The organism is Aquimarina sp. MAR_2010_214, assembly GCF_002846555.1.
Taxonomy (GTDB): Bacteria; Bacteroidota; Bacteroidia; order Flavobacteriales; family Flavobacteriaceae; genus Aquimarina.
The window spans coordinates 3881554-3895852 of sequence record NZ_PJMS01000001.1 but is presented as its reverse complement, the minus strand read 5'-3'; the positions used below and the strand labels follow the sequence as shown (position 1 = coordinate 3895852).

Here is a 14299-nt window from a genome sequence, read left to right as displayed (position 1 = left end):
ATCATTCTATCGCTATAATATTCTTTTTAAACAATACTGTAGAAACCAAAGTCATTCCCAAACCAATAGCTAATAGAATTCCCATTTTAGGAAGAATAGTTATGAAAGGTAATTGTCTCCAGAAAATATCAAAGAAACCTTCAATCCCCCAATAATTCACACTAATTACTGCAATGTTTTGCATAAATTCTGGCATCATGCTAATCGGAATCATACTTCCTCCAATTGCTGACATTAGAATGATAATAATGGTACTCATTCCTTGTAATTGTTGACGTGTTTTTACCGTAGATACTAAGAAAACTCCAAAACTAGAAACTGCAAACGAGATGCATAAAATTAATACTACTAATGAGATTGCATCCATAAAAATAGGTAGTCCGAATGCCAACCAGGCAAAGACAAACATGGTAGTTAATTGTAAAATAGAAACTACCATGGCTGTTCCCATTTTTGCTAATAAAATGTCCAATGGTTTTACAGGGGCAATTAACAAACGTTTTAAAGTACCTGCGTCTTTTTCATCTAACAATCCACCGCCAATAGCTGCGATACTAAACAACAACATCATAATTGCTGTTCCTCCTACAGCTTGTACCAAACCAGGATGGGCCTTGGTAGAACTCTCTTTGATTAACGAAGTAGTTTTTAGTTTTACATTGTTAATCACATCTACTTTTCCTAAATGATATTTAAACCCTTCTTTTAAAACGGTATGTACAATTCGCATCTGTAAATCTCTCGCTGCGTCATATTTTAATTCTATAGGCAAGTCTGTATCAGCAGTGACAGCATCTGAAAATCCTTTTTCAAAAATTAAAGCAGCTACATTTTTCCCTTTTCTAATAAGGTCTAAGGCGTTGTCTTCTTCAGAAGCAATCAAACGAATGGTCTGCATGCTATTCAATTTTGCAATCAATTCTTGAGAAGCCGTTGTAGCATCTTTATCTACTACCAAAACACCTAAAGGTTTTGGAGCACTTTTCTTTTTTGCTACTCCACCAAATGCAAATGCAAATAGTGTAATCATAATAATAGGCAATAAAAAGGTTATCAGGACTCCTTTTTTGTCTGAGAAATACAATCTTAGGTCTTTTTTTAAAATAGTAACTATCATGATGGTTGATTTTGTAATGGATTGATGTTTATTAATCTCTTAACTGTTTTCCTGTGAGGTTTAAAAAGATTGCTTCTAAGTTTACTTTGTTCAGTTGTATGTCTTTGATGCTTAATTGCAATTCATTACACGCTGTAATCACTTTAGAAAGCTCTTTCACAGTAATTTCTACCAACAATTTGTTTTTGTTTTGTGTCATTGTATAGGAAAGTAGTTTTCTAAGTTGATCTACATTGCTTTCAGAAAGGAAATTAAATTCGAACTGAATGCTTTCTTTTGTCTGTACCAATTCTTTTAGCTGAGATTGTGTTCCTTGTGCGATGATTTTTCCAGAATCTATAATCGCAATTCGATCACACAAACGCTCTACTTCTTCCATATAATGTGTAGTATAGACAATGGTCATTCCCTGTTTATTCAAGGTTTCGATAACTTCAAAAATGTGATTTCTACTTTGCGGATCGATTCCTACAGTTGGCTCGTCCATAAACAGTACTTTAGGGTTATGTAGCAATGCCGCAGCAATATTGATTCTACGTTTCATTCCTCCTGAATAGGTTTTGATCAAATCATTCTTCCGATCTAACAATCCGATCAATTCTAGGGTGGTATGGATTCTTTCTTTTAGTGTTTTGGAAGGAATTCCATATAAATTACCCCAGAACAGCAAGTTCTTATGCGCAGAAAGGTCTTCGTATAAGGATATCTCCTGAGGTACAACACCAATCAAATGTTTACATTCTTTAGCATTTTCATTACTGTTTTTACCATCAATATGAATAGTTCCTGCATCACTTTTTAAAATAGTACTCATCATATTCAATGTGGTAGATTTTCCAGCACCATTGGGACCTAAAAACCCGAAGATTTCCCCTTTTTTAATGGTAAAACTAATATCGTTTACTGCTTGTATATTTTGAAATGATTTGGAAAGGTTTTGTACTTGAATCATAGATCGTTTTGCTTATTGATTATTCAAATGTCGTGAACACATTACTATCTATAAAAATGATGTTACCGAATTGTATTTTTTTTAGGATGAATTGGACTTTACTTTAGTACGACATAATATTGAAGATTGAGAATCTTTGAAATTGATGAGTGATTTATGTAGTTGAAAAAATATCAACTATAATTTCAAAAAGATTCAATTAGCTTTTGGAGAAAGTTTTCATAGCGTCACTAATTTTGATAGAAATGCCATAACTATGAAAACAACTATGCTTTTATCAATATCTAGAGTATTCTTTTTTCTCATCACTAGTATTTCATTTTCGCAAAACAAACAATTAAAAGAACATATACTTTTTTATAGTTCTTTTGACGGAAAACTAGCAGCAGATGTATCTGTTGGCGATGCAATGATGTATACAGCTGAGAATTATAAAAAAGCAGCAAACGCCAAACCTGGATTACACAGCGCTAATGTTGTTTTAGCTAAAAATAAAGGCCTTGCAGGTGATGCGCTTCACTTTAAAAAGGCAAACACTTCTGCTATTTTTTATAAGGCTTATAAAAATGTTGGGTACGGTAGTAAATCATGGAGCGGTACCGTATCATTTTGGTTACAATTAGATCCTAACAAAGACTTAGCACCAGGCTATTGCGACCCAATATGTATTACAGATGTTAGATACAATGATGCCGCCTTATGGGTAGATTTCACAGATCATGATCCAAGAAAATTTAGATTAGGTGCTATGGGAGATTTAGAAGTTTGGAATCCAGAAAACAAAAACGATGAGGCTAAGTGGGAAAAACGCACAGTTATAGTAGAGCAACCTCCTTTTGAGAAAGGGAAATGGACACACATTGCTATTACTTTTTCAAAAGTAAATACAACAAAACCCGCATTCAAATTATACATAAATGGTGAACTCAAGGGGAGCATAAAAGATATTAGTGATCCTTTTACGTGGGAAGCAGAAAAAGGGAAAATTATGCTGGGTTTAGGCTATATTGGATTGATGGATGAGCTTGCCGTTTTTGATAAGCCACTAGATCTTAAAGAAGTGAAATCTGTTTTTGAACTAAAAAATGGTATAAAAACTTTATTCAAATAATGTAGAATAACATTAATATCGGGCGTGATGCATCTGAATTCATATTGTCATTAAAACAATATTCTTATAAATCTCGCACTATTTTTTATTTGGCCATAGATATTGATATTTTGATTATTCGTGTATTAAACCAAAGTATGGATTCTGAAACTAATTTATAGTTATGGGTTTTTCTCTAAGGGCCTGCAATAAAACTGGGGTTTTTTATACATATTTCACCAACGAAATCAATGTAAAACACCTTCTTCTTCTAATTTATCTAAAACACAATACATAGTTGTTTTATTAAATTTAGAATCTAAAATTCTATCTAAGTAATAACAGAAATGATTTCTAAAGAACTGTTATTGTTGGACTCATTAATAAAACCTATTACTGATTTTGTTTTTCTGTCACCTCCATAAAACAAATATAAAGCAACAAGGTTGCATTAATGAATATTCTCTTTATATTTGCAACTTTGTCGTATTAATAATCTTTTAATGATATTCACAAATCAAAAACCAGATAATTTAGGAGCTATCGCAAGTACACTTTGTCTTGTGCATTGTATTGCTACGCCATTTATTTTTATAGCACAAAGTTGTTCAATAACCTGTTGTGATGTAACACCAAATTGGTGGAAATTTATGGATTCTGTTTTCTTAGTAATTTCTTTTTTAGCTATTTATCGTTCTACACAAACAACAGCTAGTAATTGGATGAAACCTTCTTTATGGTTAAGCTGGTTTCTATTATTTCTAATAATAGTAAACGAAAAAACTGCATGGTTTCCTTTAAATGAAAACCTAATATATTTTCCAGCACTAACATTAATAGTATTACACCTATATAATAAAAAATATTGCCAATGCAATACGACTAAATGCTGTACAAATGAAGGATAAAGAGCAAATTCAAATATTAGGAGATAATCATATTTCAACAAGTATAAAAACACCTTTACGTGCAGATGCATTCGAAAAGTCTGATGATGAAAAAATAAAAAATATTCAACATCATTTTAAAATGATAATGCATGAAATGGGTTTAGATTTAACAGATGATAGTTTATCTGGAACTCCTTATCGTGTTGCAAAAATGTATGTAAAAGAACTGTTCTATGGATTGAATCCATTGAATAAACCAAAGCTTTCGACATTTGAAAATAAGTATGGTTATAAAAAAATGTTGGTTGAACAGAATATCACAATAGATTCTGCTTGCGAACATCATTTTTTACCAATAATTGGGCATGCTCATGTAGCATATATACCTAAAGATAAGGTGATTGGTTTGTCAAAAATTAATCGTTTAGTCAATTATTACGCACGTCGTCCACAGGTTCAAGAAAGGTTGGTTCTTCAAATTTTGAATGATTTACAACATGTTTTGGATACAAAAGATGTTATTGTCTCGGTAACAGCAAAACACCTTTGTGTATCCTCAAGAGGCATTAAAGATCAAAGTAGCTTCACTACGACTTTAGAATATGGAGGCTGTTTTTCAGAAACTGCAATTCGTAATGAATTTTTGAAAATAATAACACAATAAAAATCATAAAACTCATAAAAATGATAACTAAAAAACAAGTATTAGAGGCTCAAAATAATTGGGGTAATGGTGTAGTAAAAATAGGTGCTCTTAAAGACAATAGGGCTGAATGTGAAAAATTTGCGGACGAATTTCTTGATACAGCTTACGCTTTTGAAGCAGAGTCGGTTTCATTTAAACCAACCAAATGCGAAATAGAACAGTTTAGACCAACTAAACCAGAGGCATTATCCTATTTCATAGCAGGAGATAATCGTGCATGTAAAGAAGATAAAGGCTTTGCTATTCAACCTTGGACAAAGGTAAGGTTTGAAAATTCAAATCTCATTTTAGAAGAAAATCGTGCCATTGCGATGGGAAATTACTTTTTTACCGATTTAGGTGGTAATGAAGCAAAAGTTGAATATACATTTGGCTATAAATTAATTAATGGAGAGCTGAAAATTGATGTACATCATTCTTCATTCCCTTATAATCCAAATGCATAAATAAGTCTAATGCAAAAATGTTTTTTCCTTATTTGTCCTACAGATTGTTTAGAACATACCATTAACAAAACATTTAAGTATGAGAATTATTTTTATACTTCACTTGGTAATTCTTTTATCTATGACAGCAAAACAATAGCGTACATAAAGCAAATTATTAAAAAACATAATATTAAAGAAATTTATTTTGTGCTTTCTATGGATAACAAAATTGTTTTAGATGCATTAGGAAATGATGAATTTTCTAACATTGGAGCATTACATAATTTCTATAATGAAATTAGAATTCAAAAGGAACGTTCAAAAATATCATTTCAAAGAGGCAATCGTCAATTTCGAGTTTTTTCCTATTATTTAAATGAAAAAATCAAAGAATTGGAATTACAATTAGCTAATTTATCAAATCAACCTATTAAAATAGGTGGTAAAATATATAATAGAGATCAGGGTGTATTCACTACTATTTATTCTGATTTAGTTTGTTTAGACAAGTATCATTTAAATTAAAAAGTAGGAGTCACTAATTTGTTCTGGAGTAAGTTTATTGAAATAAGAACATTATGGAGTATAATCGAAGAAAATTTATTTCCTTTATAGGGAAAGCCGGTTTAGGGGGTGTTATCATGCCTCAATTTTTAATAAATTGTGGCAATACAACTACACCAACAAGTGGTTTTAGTACAATTTCTAAAGAAAGACTTCATGAGCTAAAAAAGCTTGTTTTAGAAGACTTAGTTCCTTCTGATGAAGATGATTTATTATTAGTCAATGGATTAGACTATCATACCATCATAAAATGGGGTGATGAAATTAGTGATACAGACACTTTTGGGTTTAATAACGATTTTACCTGTTTTATTCCTTTTGATGATAACAACCCAAAAGACGGCTTGTTATGGGTAAACCACGAATATGTAAACCCGCTTTTTGTTTCTGATTTTAATCGTGGAGATTATGACAATCCATCAGAACACAGAACCATTGCACAAGTTGATAAAGAGATGTATAATGTTGGTGGAAGTATTGTAAGAATTAAAGAAGAAAATGGTCGTTGGAAAATGGTTAAAAACGATTCTCATAACAGACGTATTACAGCAAAAACCCCAATACAAATAAATTGGGATACTCCCATTAAAGGAAAAACGACTTTAATAGGAACACATAGTAATTGTTCAGGTGGTATTACACCTTGGAAAACCTTTTTGACCTGCGAAGAGAATTATGATAGTTTTTATGGCGAAACTGAATATGATGAAGCAAATGTACCCAGTCACAGACCAAGTAGCGAAGGTTGGGAGAAATTTTATAATTATCCACCAGAACATTATGGTTGGGTGATTGAAGTGAATCCAAAAGATGGAACTGCACAAAAACATATTGCTCTTGGAAGGTTTGCTCACGAATGTTGTACGTTATATGAACTTGAAGATAAGCGAGTAGTTGCTTATACTGGTGACGATAAAAATAATGAACACTTATATAAATTTATTTCCTCTAAACCAAGTTCTTTAAAGGAAGGAACACTTTATGTGGCAGATACTATTAATGGAAAATGGCTAGCCTTGGATTGGGAGAATCAACCCATTTTAAAGAATAGATTCAAAGACCAAACTGAAGTGTTGATTAGAGCACGAGAAGCTGCAAAATTGCTAGGTGCTACAGAACTAAATAGACCAGAGGATATTGAAATAGATCCTATTACTGGAAATATATTTGTAACGCTAACGAACAATATAAGTAAAGATGATTTTCATGGTTCTATTTTAAAAATTGAAGAAGATAATTTAGCTTTTGATGCACTAACCTTTAAGGCTTCTACTTATAAAGCAGGAGGAGAAGCAAATGGTTTTTCTTGTCCAGATAATTTAGCATTCGATTTATCAGGGAATCTTTGGATGACTTCAGATATTTCTGGAAGTTCTATGAATAGAGAAGATAAACCTTATATGCCTTTTAAAAACAATAGTCTATTTGTAATTCCACGGTATGGCAAAGATTCAGGTAAGGTAATTCGGGTTGCTTCTGCACCAAAAGATGCAGAATTTACCGGTCCTTGGTTTTCTCCAGACGGGAAAACACTATTTTTAAGTGTTCAACACCCAGGAGAGCAAACTAAAGATCTGAATAACCCCACCAGTAAATGGCCTTTTGATGAAGATAATATTCCAAAACCTGCAGTTGTTGCTATTACAGGAGATTTAATTGAAAAAATGAATACACTAAATCAAATTGAACCTAATATTAACTAATAGAAGAAGGTCTGCAAAATATAAATGGAGTATAAGTCAATCTATTTTGGATTTGAATTCTAAAAAAAATTATTGTTTATTCTCCAGAAAACATAACACCTAAAATGCTTAGTTCGACTGTTTAAAAGTTAACAGAACAGATACTTTGTAAATAGGGTAGAAGATTAGAAAAATATACTTCTTCTAAGCAAATCTGGATAACTTTAAACATATACAAAGAAAATAAATATGCTAGCAGTCAAAATAGGAATCATAACTGTAAGTGACAGAGCAAGTGCTGGAGTTTATGAAGACATAAGTGGAAAAGCAATCATAGATACTTTAAATGAATATTTAATTTCAACTTGGGAAAAGATATATGAAGTAGTTCCAGATGAACAAGAGGTTATTGAAAAAACCATCATTAACATGGTGGATAATCAAAATTGCTGTTTGGTTATTACAACTGGTGGTACAGGCCCTGCTAAAAGGGATGTTACACCTGAGGCCACCGAGGCTGTATGTGATCGCTTGATGCCAGGTTTTGGAGAGCTCATGAGAGCTGAATCATTAAAATATGTGCCTACTGCTATTCTTTCAAGACAAACTGCTGGTCTTAGGAAAAATAGCTTAATTATTAATCTACCAGGAAAACCAAAATCAATAAAAGAATGTTTAGATGCTGTTTTTCCTGCTGTACCATATTGTATAGATCTTATGGAAGGCCCTTTCTTAGAATGTAATGAAGATGTTGTAAAGCCTTTCAGGCCAAAGAAAAAATAAAAGCTGTAAGCAAATAAACGATACTTAGAAAAAGATGGAGTCTATCATTACTGTTGTTGGATTTTTGGGAGCTGGAAAAACAACATTGCTACGATATTTAATAGCTGAATTTATTGATAATGGTTGGAATCCTTTTATCATTCTCAATGATTATGAAAATGCTAATATGGATGCTCAACAACTTACACAACAAGTTGATTTTAATAACATTAAAGCTCTTAGCGGTAGTTGTATATGTTGTAGTGGTATAATGGAACTTAGAAATATAGTGAATAGAATTCCTAAAAGAGAAAATGGAATTACTCTAATTGAAGCTAACGGAACTTCTGATGCTTGTTCCTTAATGGAATTTCTTGGTGTTGGATTAAATGATAGGTTTTTACCTCCAATTCAAATATCTGTTGTAGATGTTAAAAACTGGCAAAAGCGAGGAGAACACAATGAACTGGAATCAAATCAAATTCAGATTTCTTCGCTTATTGTACTAACACATCTTGCAAACACAGGAAAAAATAGACAAGCTTTAGTCATTAAGGAAATAAAAGAACTCAACCCAATGGCTAAAATTATAACAATGGATAATTTGGATGTTTCTCTTCTTCTGGAGCTCTTACCATCTACTAATGGTGTTCAAAAATTTGAACATCAAAAAACACATTGGTCTTCTTGCTCTTCAGACTTACCAAATTTACCTAACTCAGATTGTATTTATGCCATTTGTAAAGCATTACCTAAATGCATACTAAGAGTGAAAGGTTGTACTAAAATTGAGGGAGAAAGCAATTATACCTATTTTGAAAGGACTCCAGATGGAGAAGTGTTTATTAGGCCGTTTAAAGGAGTTCCCATAACAGGTACCAAACTTTTAACTATTGGGCAAGGTAGCGACCCTTACATTCTAGAAAAAGCAATCAAATCAAGTCTTAATACATCAAAATTGTTGAATAAATGAAAAAATTACCCGTAACCGTATTAAGTGGTTTTCTAGGAGCTGGAAAAACCACATTACTAAACCATGTATTACATAACAAAAAAGGCTTAAAAGTTGCAGTTATTGTTAATGATATGAGTGAAGTAAATATTGATGCTCAATTCATTGAAAATGAAAATACGCTTTCTAGAACCGAAGAAAAATTGGTAGAAATGTCTAACGGGTGCATTTGTTGTACGCTACGCGAAGACCTTATGGTAGAGGTAGAAAAGTTAGCATCTCAAAACAAATTTGATTATTTATTAATCGAAAGTACTGGGATAAGTGAGCCAATTCCTGTGGCACAAACCTTTACTTTTGAAAGTGAAGATGGTAAGATAGATTTAAGCCGATTCAGTTATATAGACACTATGCTAACAGTAGTCGACGCGTTTAATTTTTTAAAAGATTTTTCGAGTGCAGATTATCTTGCAACAAGGTCGCTTACTAATATAGAAGGTGATGATAGAACCATTGTGAATTTATTGACTGATCAAATTGAATTTGCCAACGTTATTATTATCAATAAAATTGATTTGGTAACTGAAGAGCAAGTAGAAGAACTTCGGGCTATTATTCATAGCCTAAATCCAGAAGCACTTATTATTAATACGAATGAATCTAAAGTTGAACTGGAAAATGTTCTCAATACAGGTTTGTTTGATTATGAAAAGGCCGAAGCTTCTGCAGGATGGATAAAAGAATTAGAAAATGAACATGTGCCAGAAACCGAAGAATACGGAATAAGTTCCTTTGTTTTTAGAAGTAAAAAACCATTTCACCCAGAGCGTTTTTTAAACTATCTAAATCAATGTTTCCCTCAAAATATTATTAGAAGTAAAGGGCTATTTTGGTTAGCTTCAAGATCTAACCAAGCCTTAGTTTGGAGCTCTGCAGGAGGTTCTTGCAAAGCTGACAATGCAGGTGTTTGGTGGGCATCTATGCCTTTTGCAGAACGAGTTAGCTATCCTTCTTTTTCTGAAAATAAAGATCAAATTGAATCAGATTGGGATGCTCAATTTGGTGACAGGAAAACAGAATTGGTCTTTATAGGGCAACATCTAAACAAAGAAAAAATGATTACTGAGTTGGAGGATTGTATCCTCACAGAGCCTGAAATACAAGTATGGAAAAAACAATTGTTCCCTCAACAAGATCGTTGGCCAATAACAGAATAATAAGAAGAAGGGAGGGTGTTAAAATTTAAAATGGTACAAACAGATAATCTTACATTTCAATATAAAAAAGGAGAATACATTTTCAGGTTTCCTAATATAGCTTTAGAAAAGCAAGAAAATTTACTAATTTTAGGTAAATCTGGGATTGGAAAGACCACTCTTTTGCATCTTTTAGCTGGGATATTGAAACCCGTTAGTGGAAAAGTAATTATAGACAAAGTCGACTTAGGATGCCTAAAAAATAATAAATTAGATACATTTAGAGGTAAAAATATTGGGCTTGTTTTTCAAAAAAAACATGCTATTCAATCTTTATATGTATTTGAAAATTTACAAGCGCGCCTTTTTTTCAGCAAAAAACCTATAAACAATGAGGAGATTCAAATGCTGTTAAAGCAATTAGGTTTATCTGAGTTTATAAAAAGTAAAATTAGCGAGCTTAGTGAAGGGCAATTACAACGATTAGGTATTGCATTATCAGTAATACATAATCCGCAGGTTATTTTAGCAGATGAACCCACTTCTAGTTTAGATGATGAAAACTGTAAAATTGTCATTGAGTTACTAAAAAATCAGGCAGAACAAACCAATGCCAATTTGATTGTTATTACTCACGACCATAGAATAAAATCATATTTCCAAAATTCAATTACATTATGAATATTTGGAGTATTAGTTTACAAAACATAAAATCTAAACCATTATACACTTTTTTAAGCGTCTTTATCTTATCACTAAGTATTGCGCTTCTTTTAGGAATTCAACAATTAAAAAGGTCTTTCAAAAACCAAATAGAAAATAATTTGGGTAAAATAGATTTAGTTATTGGTGCTAAAGGAAGTCCGTTACAGCTGGTTTTGGCTTCTGTATTACATTTGGACAATCCAACAGGAAATATCTCTTATAATGAAGCAAAAAAAATAAGTAAAAACCCTATGGTTAAATTGGCCGTCCCTATTTCTTATGGTGATAACTATAAAGGGTTTAGAATTGTAGGAACAACCTATGAATATACCTCTCTTTATAATGCCGAATTGGAGGGTGGTCGTACTGTTGAAAAATCTATGGAAGTAGTTTTGGGAAATACCGTGGCCCAACAATTAAACCTTAGAATTGGTGATACGTTTTTAAGCACTCATGGGTTGGTAGAAAACAGTATAGATATACATTCTGATGATAGATTAACTGTAGTAGGTATTTTAAAACCAACAGAAAAAGTAATTGACCGTTTAATCATTACTAACTTAGAAAGCGTCTGGGATGTACATAATCATGAAAGTGAGCTTGATGAAGAAGATGAAAATCATACAGAGCATAACCATCATAATACTCATGAGGAAGAAAAAGAAATAACGTCATTATTAATCAATTTTAAAAGTCCTAGAGCGCTTTTGACTTTTCCTAGAAAAATTAATAAGCGTACCAATCTACAAGCTGTATTGCCTAAATACGAGCTAAATAAATTATATGAATATACAAGTGTTGGGTTTCAAACGATCTCTTGGATAGCCTATCTAATTCTAGTAATTTCTTGTGTTACTATTTTTATTAGTCTATATAAAATGGTCAAGGAACGTGCTTTCGATTTGGCAATTTTACGAACTTATGGAGCGAGTAATTTTCAATTAATAAAAATGGTTATTTATGAAGGGTTAATTATAGCCTTTTCTGCATTTTTATTAGGGTTTTTACTAATTAAAACAGGATTGCGTATGATGCTTCGTTTTATGCAATCGAGTTACCAACAAAACATGCTTAAAGACTTGCCTTTTCAGGAAATATTGCAAATAGGAATGCTAATTTTTATGATGGTTATTTTATCAGTTTCTCTGGCTATATTTCCAATAATTAAGATGAATATCTCAACAATTTTAAGTAATGAGAAATAAAATTTTAAATTTGATTATACTGTTATTTTGTTCCCTGTGTTTTAGTCAGAAGGAAATAACTTGGCAAGATTTATCAAAAGTCAATTTTGAAGATAAATATTTTCCTGCTTATGGTGATTATTTTTTGTATCCTGAATTTTTACCTTCCGTAAAAGCCTTAGAAGGAAAGCTTATAACTATTAAAGGATACTTTTTAAATATAGACTCAGAATCAAATTTATACATCTTATCCAAAGGTCCAATGTCATCTTGCTATTTTTGTGGTCAAGGCGGTCCTGAAACTGCAGTTGAACTTCAATTTATGAATAAACAAAAGTTTAAAACCGATAATATAGTTGCGATAACAGGAATACTAAAGCTAAACAAAGATGATATAGAGCATTTTAATTATATTCTAACAGAATGTAAAGGGAAATTAATAAAATAATAAAAAGGAGAGAAGGAGTAGATTTTTAAAAAGACAACCAAGAGTTGTTCATATAATATTATTAAACTTCCTATAAATATAAAATGCTAAACTAATAGCTTGTCGAAAGGATAAGGAGAGTAGGGGAATGTGGTGTGTGGAATGACATATAAATTAAAAAGCTCCAAAACATATATCCTGAAGCCTTTTAAATGTAAAAACTACATATATTTACTTATACATCATTAATTTAAGTAAGTTTTTGTTAAAACTGTCGTTATGTTCTGAATTAGTAAAAAATACATAGCCAACTTTCTTTTCTTTATTGAACATATAGAATGCTGTATTGCTTAAATTATCGCCTCCATGAAAATAATTAGTACCGTAATCAGATTCTTCAATAACAATCCCTAATCCATATTTACGCTCTTTAGATTTTTTAGTTGCTAGTGAGCTTGATTGTATTTTTAATAGCTCTTGATGACTCTTTTCTGATAATATTTTATTATTCATAATTGCCATTAGAAAATTTGCAAATGCTTTAGCTTCTGTTTGTAAGCTGGCCGATGCCTTAAAATTAGGGTCTTTGGCACTGCTGCTATATCCTTTGTTTGGTTTACCCTTTAAATGACCATCTGCACGATGGTTTTCTATATAATCGTTCCAGACAAAACTCGTGTTTTTAATTGCTAGAGGTTCAAAAATAGCTGTGTTAATTAAACCTTGTAGTCCATTCTTTTCAACGCCTTTTAGATGCGAAATTACTTTAGCGAGATATTCATAACCTTCTCCCGAATATTGAAATTTAGTTCCAGGTTCAAACTGTATGGTAAGCTTACCATCGGGGTTATAATTTCCTTTTTGATCAAGAAATCTCCAATTAGGAAATCCACTAGTATGTGATAACACCATTCTAGCTGTAATTAATTTATAGCGCTCATCATAAGCTATATCTGGATATTCCATATAAGTATATAATGGTGTATCCAAGGCCAGAAGACCATCATCTACCATTTTCATTGTAAAAAAGCTAAATACAGTTTTAGACATAGAAGCAGCATCAAAAACTGTAGCATTGTCTACTTTTTCTTGGGTTTCATTGTTTTTAACTCCTAATGCATTGTGATATACTATTTTATCGTTATTAATAAATGCTATTGATAGTCCTGGCATATTAAGTGAGTCCATTTGCTGTTTTATAAAGGCATCCATTTCAGATTTAGAAATAATATGATCGTTAAAAGAGCGAATAACATCTTTATTCTGAACCTGAATGCATTTTGATTGATTCATTAATGAATCGGTTGGTTTGCCGCTTTCTTCTATGATGGTATCTATAGCTATAATAGGCCAAGCCGCATTAGAAGATATAGAAATTAGTAATGCTAATAAAGTTGTACTCGTGAGATGCCTGAATTTTGTTTTTTGTTGATTAAACATGTTTAAAGGTTTTTTGATTGATTTATAATCTATAAGATAAGGTTTTATAAGTTTTGTTACATTTATTTGCAACCTAATATTGATTATTATGAAAGAACAGGGTAATTTATAATAAAAAGTTTATAATAAATACCATATCGATAGAGTTCAAAAGCAATTTTAGATAACGTCTTATTATAAATAAACCTGAATCATAATACACTT

Annotated in this window: 15 protein-coding genes; 12 read left to right on the top strand and 3 right to left on the bottom strand. The window is 31.6% G+C overall.

The genetic code is table 11. The annotated features are described in order from the left end of the window. Position 1: 1 nt before the first annotated feature. The gene (locus ATE84_RS16800; RefSeq protein WP_101449060.1) at positions 2-1117 is read right to left on the bottom strand and encodes an ABC transporter permease; all 1116 of its coding nucleotides are present in this window, start codon (positions 1115-1117) and stop codon (positions 2-4) included. A 31-nt stretch (positions 1118-1148) separates the two neighbouring features. Further along, positions 1149-2069, bottom strand: a complete 921-nt coding sequence (locus ATE84_RS16795; RefSeq protein WP_101449059.1) for an ABC transporter ATP-binding protein — start codon at positions 2067-2069, stop codon at positions 1149-1151. Between the two features lie 256 nt (positions 2070-2325). Here ATE84_RS16795 and ATE84_RS16790 point away from each other — a divergent pair, with 256 nt between their 5' ends. The 12 genes from ATE84_RS16790 (at position 2326) to ATE84_RS16735 (ending at position 12676) form a co-directional block, all read left to right on the top strand. Continuing rightward, positions 2326-3180 carry a LamG-like jellyroll fold domain-containing protein gene (locus ATE84_RS16790; protein ID WP_101449058.1) on the top strand — a complete coding sequence of 285 codons (855 nt, stop codon included), beginning with the start codon at positions 2326-2328 and terminating at the stop codon, positions 3178-3180. A gap of 482 nt (positions 3181-3662) precedes the next feature. Further along, complete coding sequence (locus ATE84_RS16785; RefSeq protein WP_101449057.1) at positions 3663-4067, top strand: MerC domain-containing protein; 405 nt, start codon at positions 3663-3665, stop codon at positions 4065-4067. Continuing rightward, positions 4057-4713: a GTP cyclohydrolase I FolE gene (gene folE, locus ATE84_RS16780; RefSeq protein WP_101449056.1), complete on the top strand. Its 657-nt coding sequence runs from the start codon at positions 4057-4059 to the stop codon at positions 4711-4713. The genes ATE84_RS16785 and folE overlap by 11 nt, the downstream gene beginning before the upstream one ends. Positions 4714-4733: 20 nt before the next feature. Then, entirely contained in the window at positions 4734-5201 is a 468-nt protein-coding gene (locus tag ATE84_RS16775; RefSeq protein ID WP_101449055.1) for a hypothetical protein, read from the top strand. Between the two features lie 9 nt (positions 5202-5210). After that, the gene (locus tag ATE84_RS16770) at positions 5211-5708 is read left to right on the top strand and encodes a hypothetical protein (RefSeq protein ID WP_101449054.1); all 498 of its coding nucleotides are present in this window, start codon (positions 5211-5213) and stop codon (positions 5706-5708) included. A gap of 53 nt (positions 5709-5761) precedes the next feature. Beyond that, a complete protein-coding gene (locus tag ATE84_RS16765) occupies positions 5762-7450 on the top strand; it encodes a PhoX family phosphatase (protein ID WP_101449053.1) in 1689 nt (562 codons plus the stop codon). 228 nt (positions 7451-7678) lie between these two features. Beyond that, positions 7679-8212, top strand: a complete 534-nt coding sequence (gene mog / locus ATE84_RS16760; protein ID WP_101449052.1) for a molybdopterin adenylyltransferase — start codon at positions 7679-7681, stop codon at positions 8210-8212. 34 nt (positions 8213-8246) lie between these two features. Beyond that, the gene (locus ATE84_RS16755; protein ID WP_101449051.1) at positions 8247-9164 is read left to right on the top strand and encodes a GTP-binding protein; all 918 of its coding nucleotides are present in this window, start codon (positions 8247-8249) and stop codon (positions 9162-9164) included. Beyond that, entirely contained in the window at positions 9161-10360 is a 1200-nt protein-coding gene (locus ATE84_RS16750; protein ID WP_101449050.1) for a GTP-binding protein, read from the top strand. The genes ATE84_RS16755 and ATE84_RS16750 overlap by 4 nt, the downstream gene beginning before the upstream one ends. A 15-nt stretch (positions 10361-10375) precedes the next feature. After that, a complete protein-coding gene (locus ATE84_RS16745; protein ID WP_233195830.1) occupies positions 10376-11020 on the top strand; it encodes an ABC transporter ATP-binding protein in 645 nt (214 codons plus the stop codon). Beyond that, positions 11017-12249 carry an ABC transporter permease gene (locus ATE84_RS16740; RefSeq protein ID WP_101449048.1) on the top strand — a complete coding sequence of 411 codons (1233 nt, stop codon included), beginning with the start codon at positions 11017-11019 and terminating at the stop codon, positions 12247-12249. The genes ATE84_RS16745 and ATE84_RS16740 overlap by 4 nt, the downstream gene beginning before the upstream one ends. After that, positions 12239-12676: a hypothetical protein gene (locus ATE84_RS16735; protein ID WP_101449047.1), complete on the top strand. Its 438-nt coding sequence runs from the start codon at positions 12239-12241 to the stop codon at positions 12674-12676. Before ATE84_RS16740 ends, ATE84_RS16735 begins: the two co-directional genes overlap by 11 nt. Positions 12677-12886: 210 nt before the next feature. Here the strand turns inward: ATE84_RS16735 and ATE84_RS16730 are convergent, their stop codons facing one another. Further along, entirely contained in the window at positions 12887-14095 is a 1209-nt protein-coding gene (locus tag ATE84_RS16730; protein ID WP_101449046.1) for a serine hydrolase, read from the bottom strand. Positions 14096-14299: the final 204 nt, after the last annotated feature.

Excerpts from the sequence above, each read along its gene's own strand:
- ATE84_RS16800 (WP_101449060.1), bottom strand. The coding sequence starts at position 1,117 with ATGATAGTTACTATTTTAAAAAAAGACCTAAGATTGTATTTCTCAGAC.
- ATE84_RS16795 (WP_101449059.1), bottom strand. The coding sequence starts at position 2,069 with ATGATTCAAGTACAAAACCTTTCCAAATCATTTCAAAATATACAAGCA.
- ATE84_RS16790 (WP_101449058.1), top strand. The coding sequence starts at position 2,326 with ATGAAAACAACTATGCTTTTATCAATATCTAGAGTATTCTTTTTTCTC.
- ATE84_RS16785 (WP_101449057.1), top strand. The coding sequence starts at position 3,663 with ATGATATTCACAAATCAAAAACCAGATAATTTAGGAGCTATCGCAAGT.
- folE (WP_101449056.1), top strand. The coding sequence starts at position 4,057 with ATGAAGGATAAAGAGCAAATTCAAATATTAGGAGATAATCATATTTCA.
- ATE84_RS16775 (WP_101449055.1), top strand. The coding sequence starts at position 4,734 with ATGATAACTAAAAAACAAGTATTAGAGGCTCAAAATAATTGGGGTAAT.
- ATE84_RS16770 (WP_101449054.1), top strand. The coding sequence starts at position 5,211 with ATGCAAAAATGTTTTTTCCTTATTTGTCCTACAGATTGTTTAGAACAT.
- ATE84_RS16765 (WP_101449053.1), top strand. The coding sequence starts at position 5,762 with ATGGAGTATAATCGAAGAAAATTTATTTCCTTTATAGGGAAAGCCGGT.
- mog (WP_101449052.1), top strand. The coding sequence starts at position 7,679 with ATGCTAGCAGTCAAAATAGGAATCATAACTGTAAGTGACAGAGCAAGT.
- ATE84_RS16755 (WP_101449051.1), top strand. The coding sequence starts at position 8,247 with ATGGAGTCTATCATTACTGTTGTTGGATTTTTGGGAGCTGGAAAAACA.
- ATE84_RS16750 (WP_101449050.1), top strand. The coding sequence starts at position 9,161 with ATGAAAAAATTACCCGTAACCGTATTAAGTGGTTTTCTAGGAGCTGGA.
- ATE84_RS16740 (WP_101449048.1), top strand. The coding sequence starts at position 11,017 with ATGAATATTTGGAGTATTAGTTTACAAAACATAAAATCTAAACCATTA.
- ATE84_RS16735 (WP_101449047.1), top strand. The coding sequence starts at position 12,239 with ATGAGAAATAAAATTTTAAATTTGATTATACTGTTATTTTGTTCCCTG.
- ATE84_RS16730 (WP_101449046.1), bottom strand. The coding sequence starts at position 14,095 with ATGTTTAATCAACAAAAAACAAAATTCAGGCATCTCACGAGTACAACT.